This is a genomic window from Pseudoxanthomonas sp. LjRoot204_2, assembly GCF_056175765.1.
The window spans coordinates 1-5,247 of the sequence record NZ_JBGFFG010000241.1; the positions used below are offsets into that span (position 1 = coordinate 1).

Below are 5,247 nucleotides of genomic sequence, written 5' to 3' on the forward strand. Positions count from 1 at the left end.
CGCCATCACTCCCCCGTGCACAATGATGACTTCCTCGCTCCCTCTGGCGCCCCGCGCCGATCTTCCCGACGTCGCCCACCAGCGCGTGCCGCTGGCGCGTCCGCTGGACTGGGTGGGCATGGAGAACATCGCGCTGCCGGTCCGCATTCCGGACGGGCAGGGCGGCCAGCTGCAGGTGGCGGCGAGCATCGACCTGTCGGTGAACCTGGCCAACGCTGATGCTCGGGGCATCCACATGTCCCGGCTGTACCTGGAACTCCAGGATGGCCTGGCGCGTGAAGCCATCACCCCGGCCGGTCTGCGCCATCTGCTGCAGACCAGTGTCGACTCCCAGGCCGGCCTGGCCACCCAGGCGCGCCTGCGCATCCGCTACGAAGCATTGCTGCAGCGGAAGGCGCTGGAAAGCGACTACGCCGGCTGGAAGCGTTATCCGGTCGAGATCGAGGCCACGCTAGCCGACGGCCACCTGATCCTGGCACTGGCGTTCTCCGTGGAGTATTCGAGCACCTGCCCGGCGTCGGCCGCGCTGTCCCGCCAGGCCAACGCCGAGCGGTTCACCGAGGACTTCGCCGCGGCGCATCCGCTGTCGGTCAACGTGGTGCATGACTGGCTGGCCTCCGAGCGAGGGCTGGCCGCCACGCCGCATGCGCAGCGCAGTCGCGCCAGCGTGCGCGTCGAGCTGCGTCCGCAGTTCGATGAACTCCCGTTGGTGGCCCTGGTCGATGCGCTCGAAGCCGCGCTGGCGACGCCGGTCCAGACGGCCGTCAAGCGCGTGGACGAACAGGCGTTCGCCCGCCTCAACGCAGAGAATCTGATGTTCTGCGAAGACGCAGCCCGTCGGGTCGCGTCGGTGCTTGCCGGCGATGCGCGCATCGCCCGCTACGACGCCACCGTCGCGCACTACGAAAGCCTGCACCCGCACGACGCGGTCGCCCGGGTCAGCGGCAGCAACGACTGAGGCCCCGGTTGCCGGATGTGGGAGCGACGTAAGTCGCGATCGCTCTCAAAGCAACGCTTCGCGACTTACGTCGCAACCACAACGGCAGGCTGGGTCACTTCCCGCCTTCGAGCACCAGCAGTGGGTCGATGCGCACGGCGAACCGCGCCGACCGGAACCAGAAGCGTCATGGACCATCAACGCGCCGCAGCGCGCCGATGGGGCGAACAACGGGTGCCTACTTCCCGCGTTCGAGCACCAGTAGTGGATCGATGCGCACGTCGAACCGCGCCCACCGGAACCAGAAGCGTCATGGACCATCAACGCGCCGCAGCGCGCCGATGGGGCGAACAACAGGTGTCTACTTCCCGCGTTCTAGCACCAGCAGTGGATCGATTCTCACGTCGAACCAGCTCATCCCCCAGTGCAGATGCGGCCCCGTGGCGCGCCCGGTCGCACCGACGGCTCCGATGACCTGTCCGGCTTCGATCCGGTCGCCGGCGTTCACGTCGATGCGCGACAGGTGGAGGAAGTTCGAGCTTACGCCGTGTCCATGGTCGAGCAACACAGTGCCGCCCGTGAGATAGAGGTCGGGTGATGCGAACGTCACGATGCCGGCGGCGGGTGCCTTGACCGGCGTGCCGGTCGGCGCTGCGATGTCCATGCCGGAGTGGCCGGCGCCGGGCTGGCCGTTGTAGACGCGGGCGTTGCCGAAGCGACCGCTGATGCGACCCTGCACGGGCCACTGGAACGGCAGCGCGAAATCCGCACGCGCGTCGTCGCGGTCGCGCGCGGCGGTTACCAGGGCCTGCTCGCGCTGGATGCGCGCGGCGATCTCCGGGGGCGGATTGACGGTCTTCGGCGGCACGCCGTTGACGCGCTCGACCGGCCAGTCGCGTGGCGTTACCGCGATCTCGACGGCTTGCGTGCGGCCGGAGGGTGTCGTGACGGCGACGCTCAGTGGGCCCGCTTCGTCGCGCCCCACGCCGAACACGACAGTGCCGTAGCCGGTGGTGCGCAACAGGCGTTCACGAAAGCGCACCTCGCTTCCCGGCGGCACTTTGCCGAACACCAGCGCGCCCTGCGACACGCTCGCCGGGAACACGACGCGCTCCTCCTGCGGGACGGGCGCCACGGACGCGCTTTCCTGGGCGCCTACGAGGGGAATCCAGCCTGCACAGACCGCGGCGAGAAGCGCCGCTACCGCCAACTTCAACGCGCGAACTCCAGCCGCTGGCCGTTGGGCGTGCCGACCAGGTGTTCGCCATTCCAGACCATGCGCCCATTGACCCAGGTAGCGCCGATGCGCGAGCGGAACGTGCGGCCTTCGAACGGCGACCAGCCGACCTTGGACAGCACGTCTTCGCGCTTCACGGTGAAAGGTTCGTCGTCGATCAGCACGAGGTCGGCGAAGTAGCCTTCGCGCAGATAGCCGCGCTCCTTCACGTCGAACAGCTGCGCGGGGGCGTGGGCGAACTTCTGTACCACGCGGGCGACGTCCATGCGCTTCTCATGCACCAGTTCCAGCGCGGCCACCAGCGCGTACTGCACCAGCGGCAGGCCGGAGGGCGCCTGCACGTAGGGCTTTTCCTTTTCTTCCAGCGTATGCGGGGCGTGGTCGGTGGCGAGCACATCGATCACGTCCTCCACCAGCGCCTTGATCAGCGCTTCGCGGTCGCTGGCGTCCTTGATGGCGGGATTGCACTTGATCAGGTTGCCCAGCGCCGCGTAATCCGCGCGGTCGAAGCGCAGGAAGTGGATGCAGGTTTCTGCGGTGATGCGCTTGCGCGCACCGTCCGGATGCACCAGCGGTCCCGGCGTGAACAGCGCCAGCTCATCAGCGGTGGAGATGTGCAGCACGTGCAGGCGGGTGCCGTGCTTGCGCGCCAGCGACATCGCCAGCCGCGTGGATTTGATGCACGCCTCGCGGCTGCGGATGTCCGGGTGGTGTTCGGCACTGAGCGCATCGCCGTACCTGGCCTGGAACGCCGCCAGGTTGGCGTCGATCATAGGCGTGTCTTCGCAGTGCGTGATGATCGGCGTGGGTGCTTCGCGGAAGATCGCGTCCAGCGTGTCGGGATTGTCGACCAGCATGTTGCCGGTGGAGGCGCCCATGAACACCTTGATGCCCGGCGCGGTCTTCGGGTCCAGCGTGCGGATCGCCTCCAGGTTGTCGTTGCTGGCGCCCATGTAGAAGCCGTAATTGCCCCAGGCCCGGCCCTTGGCCCGCTGGTACTTGTCCTCCAGCGCGGCCGCATCCAGCGTCGGCGGGCTGGTGTTGGGCATGTCCATGAACGTGGTCAGGCCGCCGGCGACGGCTGCCGCGGATTCGGTCGCCATGTCGCCCTTGTGCGGCATGCCGGGCTCGCGGAAATGCACCTGATCGTCGATCATCCCCGGCAGCAGCAGGCGCCCGGCGGCGTCGATCACCGTGTCGTCGCCCCGGGGCCTTATTTCGGCGGCGATGCGGGCGATGCGCCCGTTCTCGATGCGCAGGTCACCCTCGGTGACGCGGCCTTCATTGACCAGACGGGCGTTGACGATGACGGTAGCGGGCATCAGTGGTGTCCTGTGCAGGAATGGGGAGGGGAGGCGCCGGTGCGCGGGGGGACCGGGTCGTGGCCGCCGGGATGCAGGGGATGGCAACGGCCTATCCGCCGCACCGCCAGCCAGCCGCCCTTCAGTGGGCCGAACCGGCCGATCGCCTCCATGGCGTACTCGGAGCAGGACGGCACGAAGCGGCAACGCGGTCCTAGCATAGGACTGATGAAGCGCTTGTAGCCCTTCAGCAGCAGGATGAGCAGGCGGGCGAGCATGGCCCGATGATACCGCGTCGGGTTGCCGCTGCCCGCCGGGTAGGCTATAAAAGCGCGCTTTCCCGATGCTCGGGAAGAACAAGGAAGCGCTGTTCGTGGCTGCAAAGAAACCTGCGAAGAAGGCCGCCAAGGCCGCCAAGAAACCCGCTCAGACCGTCGCCAAGAAGCCTGTCGTGAAGAAGGCTGTCGCCAAGAAACCGGCCGCCAAGCCGGTTGCGAAGAAAGCGGCCCCCAAGCCCGTCGCCAAGAAGCCGGCTGCCAAGAAGGCCGTGCCGGCCAAGAAGGCGGCACCGGCGAAGAAGCCGGCCGCCAAGCCGGTGGCCAAGCAGGCGGCGCCGGTCAAGAAGGCGGTGGCCAAGGCGACCAAACCCGCAGTCGCCAAGAAGCCCGCGCCCGCGCCGGCCACCAAGGCGCCCGTCGCCAAGGCGGCACCGGCAAAGACTCCGGCGAAGGCCGCGAAGCCCGCTCCCAAATCCGCACCGAAGCCCGCCGCAACGCCGGCTCCGGCAAAGTCCGCCCCCACCGCGGCTGCGACCAAGACTCCCGTGCCTGCATCCGCCCCCAAGGCGGCTGCCCCGGCCCCGGCGCCCGCCGCCAAGGTTCCGTCCCCCCCGAAGCCTGTGCCAGTCCCGAAACCGAATACCAAGAACGCCAAAGCCTCTACCCCCGCAGAAACCCCCGTGACGCCTCGTCCGCCCGTTGCCCGCCCCGTGGGCAAGGTAGCGGTGGCCGTCGCTGCTCGGCCTGCGGCGCCGGTCGTGCGCGGCAAGGTGAAAGAAGTGCCCTACAAGACCGATGAAGCCACCGGTCGACCGATCGTGCCGGCCGGCTACAAGCCCTCGCCCGACGAGGAGTACATGAGCACGCTGCAGCTGGAGTATTTCCGCCAGCGGCTGCTGCAGTGGCGTGCCGACCTGGTCGAGGAATCCAAGCAGACCATCGAGAACCTCAAGGACGAAGTCCGCGACATCGGCGACGAAGCCGAGCGTGCGACCCGCGAGACCGAGAACTCGCTGGAACTGCGTACCCGCGACCGCTACCGCAAGCTGATCGGCAAGATCGACAGCACGCTGAAGCGCCTGGAAGGCGGCGATTACGGCTATTGCGTCGATACCGGCGAAGAGATCGGCCTCGACCGCCTCGAAGCCCGCCTGACCGCCGAGCGCACCATCGATGCCCAGGAGCGCTGGGAACACCTGCAGAAGCAGCAGGGCGACTGAGTTCCCCGCATCCGCGAAATCAAAAAGCCCCGCTCCGGCGGGGCTTTTTGATTCCGGACCAAGAGCCGGGCTACTGCAGTTCGCGCAGGTCCAGTCGGCGCAGCCGCGGCGCCTTCCAGGCGGTGACGCCGGCCACCGAGAGGATCGCGAACCCGCCCAGGATCACCGCCGGCACCAGCCCCAGCAGTTTCGCCATCGTGCCTGCATAGAACGCGCCGAGTTCGTTCGACGAACTGACGAAGATGCCATTGATCGACGAGACGCGCCCGCGCAT

General features: G+C 68.1%; 5 protein-coding genes and 2 pseudogenes. 2 read left to right on the plus strand and 5 right to left on the minus strand.

What is annotated here, in order from left to right; translation table 11 throughout:
* Positions 1-25: 25 nt before the first annotated feature.
* Positions 26-958 carry a GTP cyclohydrolase FolE2 gene (gene folE2 / locus AC04L7_RS11925; protein ID WP_435997983.1) on the plus strand — a complete coding sequence of 311 codons (933 nt, stop codon included), beginning with the start codon at positions 26-28 and terminating at the stop codon, positions 956-958.
* A 217-nt stretch (positions 959-1,175) separates the two neighbouring features.
* Here the strand turns inward: folE2 and AC04L7_RS11930 are convergent.
* The 4 genes and pseudogenes from AC04L7_RS11930 to yidD all read right to left on the minus strand — a co-directional run.
* Positions 1,176-1,292 (minus strand): annotated as a pseudogene (locus AC04L7_RS11930) (M23 family peptidase); the annotation flags it as partial.
* A gap of 6 nt (positions 1,293-1,298) precedes the next feature.
* Positions 1,299-2,105, minus strand: a complete 807-nt coding sequence (locus tag AC04L7_RS11935) for a M23 family metallopeptidase (protein WP_436000996.1) — start codon at positions 2,103-2,105, stop codon at positions 1,299-1,301.
* A 44-nt stretch (positions 2,106-2,149) separates the two neighbouring features.
* Positions 2,150-3,496 carry a dihydroorotase gene (locus AC04L7_RS11940; protein ID WP_299342047.1) on the minus strand — a complete coding sequence of 449 codons (1,347 nt, stop codon included), beginning with the start codon at positions 3,494-3,496 and terminating at the stop codon, positions 2,150-2,152.
* The gene (yidD, locus tag AC04L7_RS11945) at positions 3,496-3,753 is read right to left on the minus strand and encodes a membrane protein insertion efficiency factor YidD (protein ID WP_299342050.1); all 258 of its coding nucleotides are present in this window, start codon (positions 3,751-3,753) and stop codon (positions 3,496-3,498) included. The genes AC04L7_RS11940 and yidD overlap by 1 nt, the downstream gene beginning before the upstream one ends.
* 95 nt (positions 3,754-3,848) lie before the next feature.
* Here yidD and dksA point away from each other — a divergent pair, with 95 nt between their 5' ends.
* Positions 3,849-4,973, plus strand: a complete 1,125-nt coding sequence (gene dksA, locus AC04L7_RS11950; RefSeq protein WP_296280262.1) for an RNA polymerase-binding protein DksA — start codon at positions 3,849-3,851, stop codon at positions 4,971-4,973.
* Positions 4,974-5,043: 70 nt separating this feature from the next.
* Here dksA and AC04L7_RS11955 read toward each other — a convergent pair.
* Positions 5,044-5,247: pseudogene (locus AC04L7_RS11955) on the minus strand (MFS transporter); the annotation flags it as partial.

Excerpts from the sequence above, each read along its gene's own strand:
- folE2 (WP_435997983.1), top strand. The coding sequence starts at position 26 with ATGACTTCCTCGCTCCCTCTGGCGCCCCGCGCCGATCTTCCCGACGTC.
- AC04L7_RS11940 (WP_299342047.1), bottom strand. The coding sequence starts at position 3,496 with ATGCCCGCTACCGTCATCGTCAACGCCCGTCTGGTCAATGAAGGCCGC.
- yidD (WP_299342050.1), bottom strand. The coding sequence starts at position 3,753 with ATGCTCGCCCGCCTGCTCATCCTGCTGCTGAAGGGCTACAAGCGCTTC.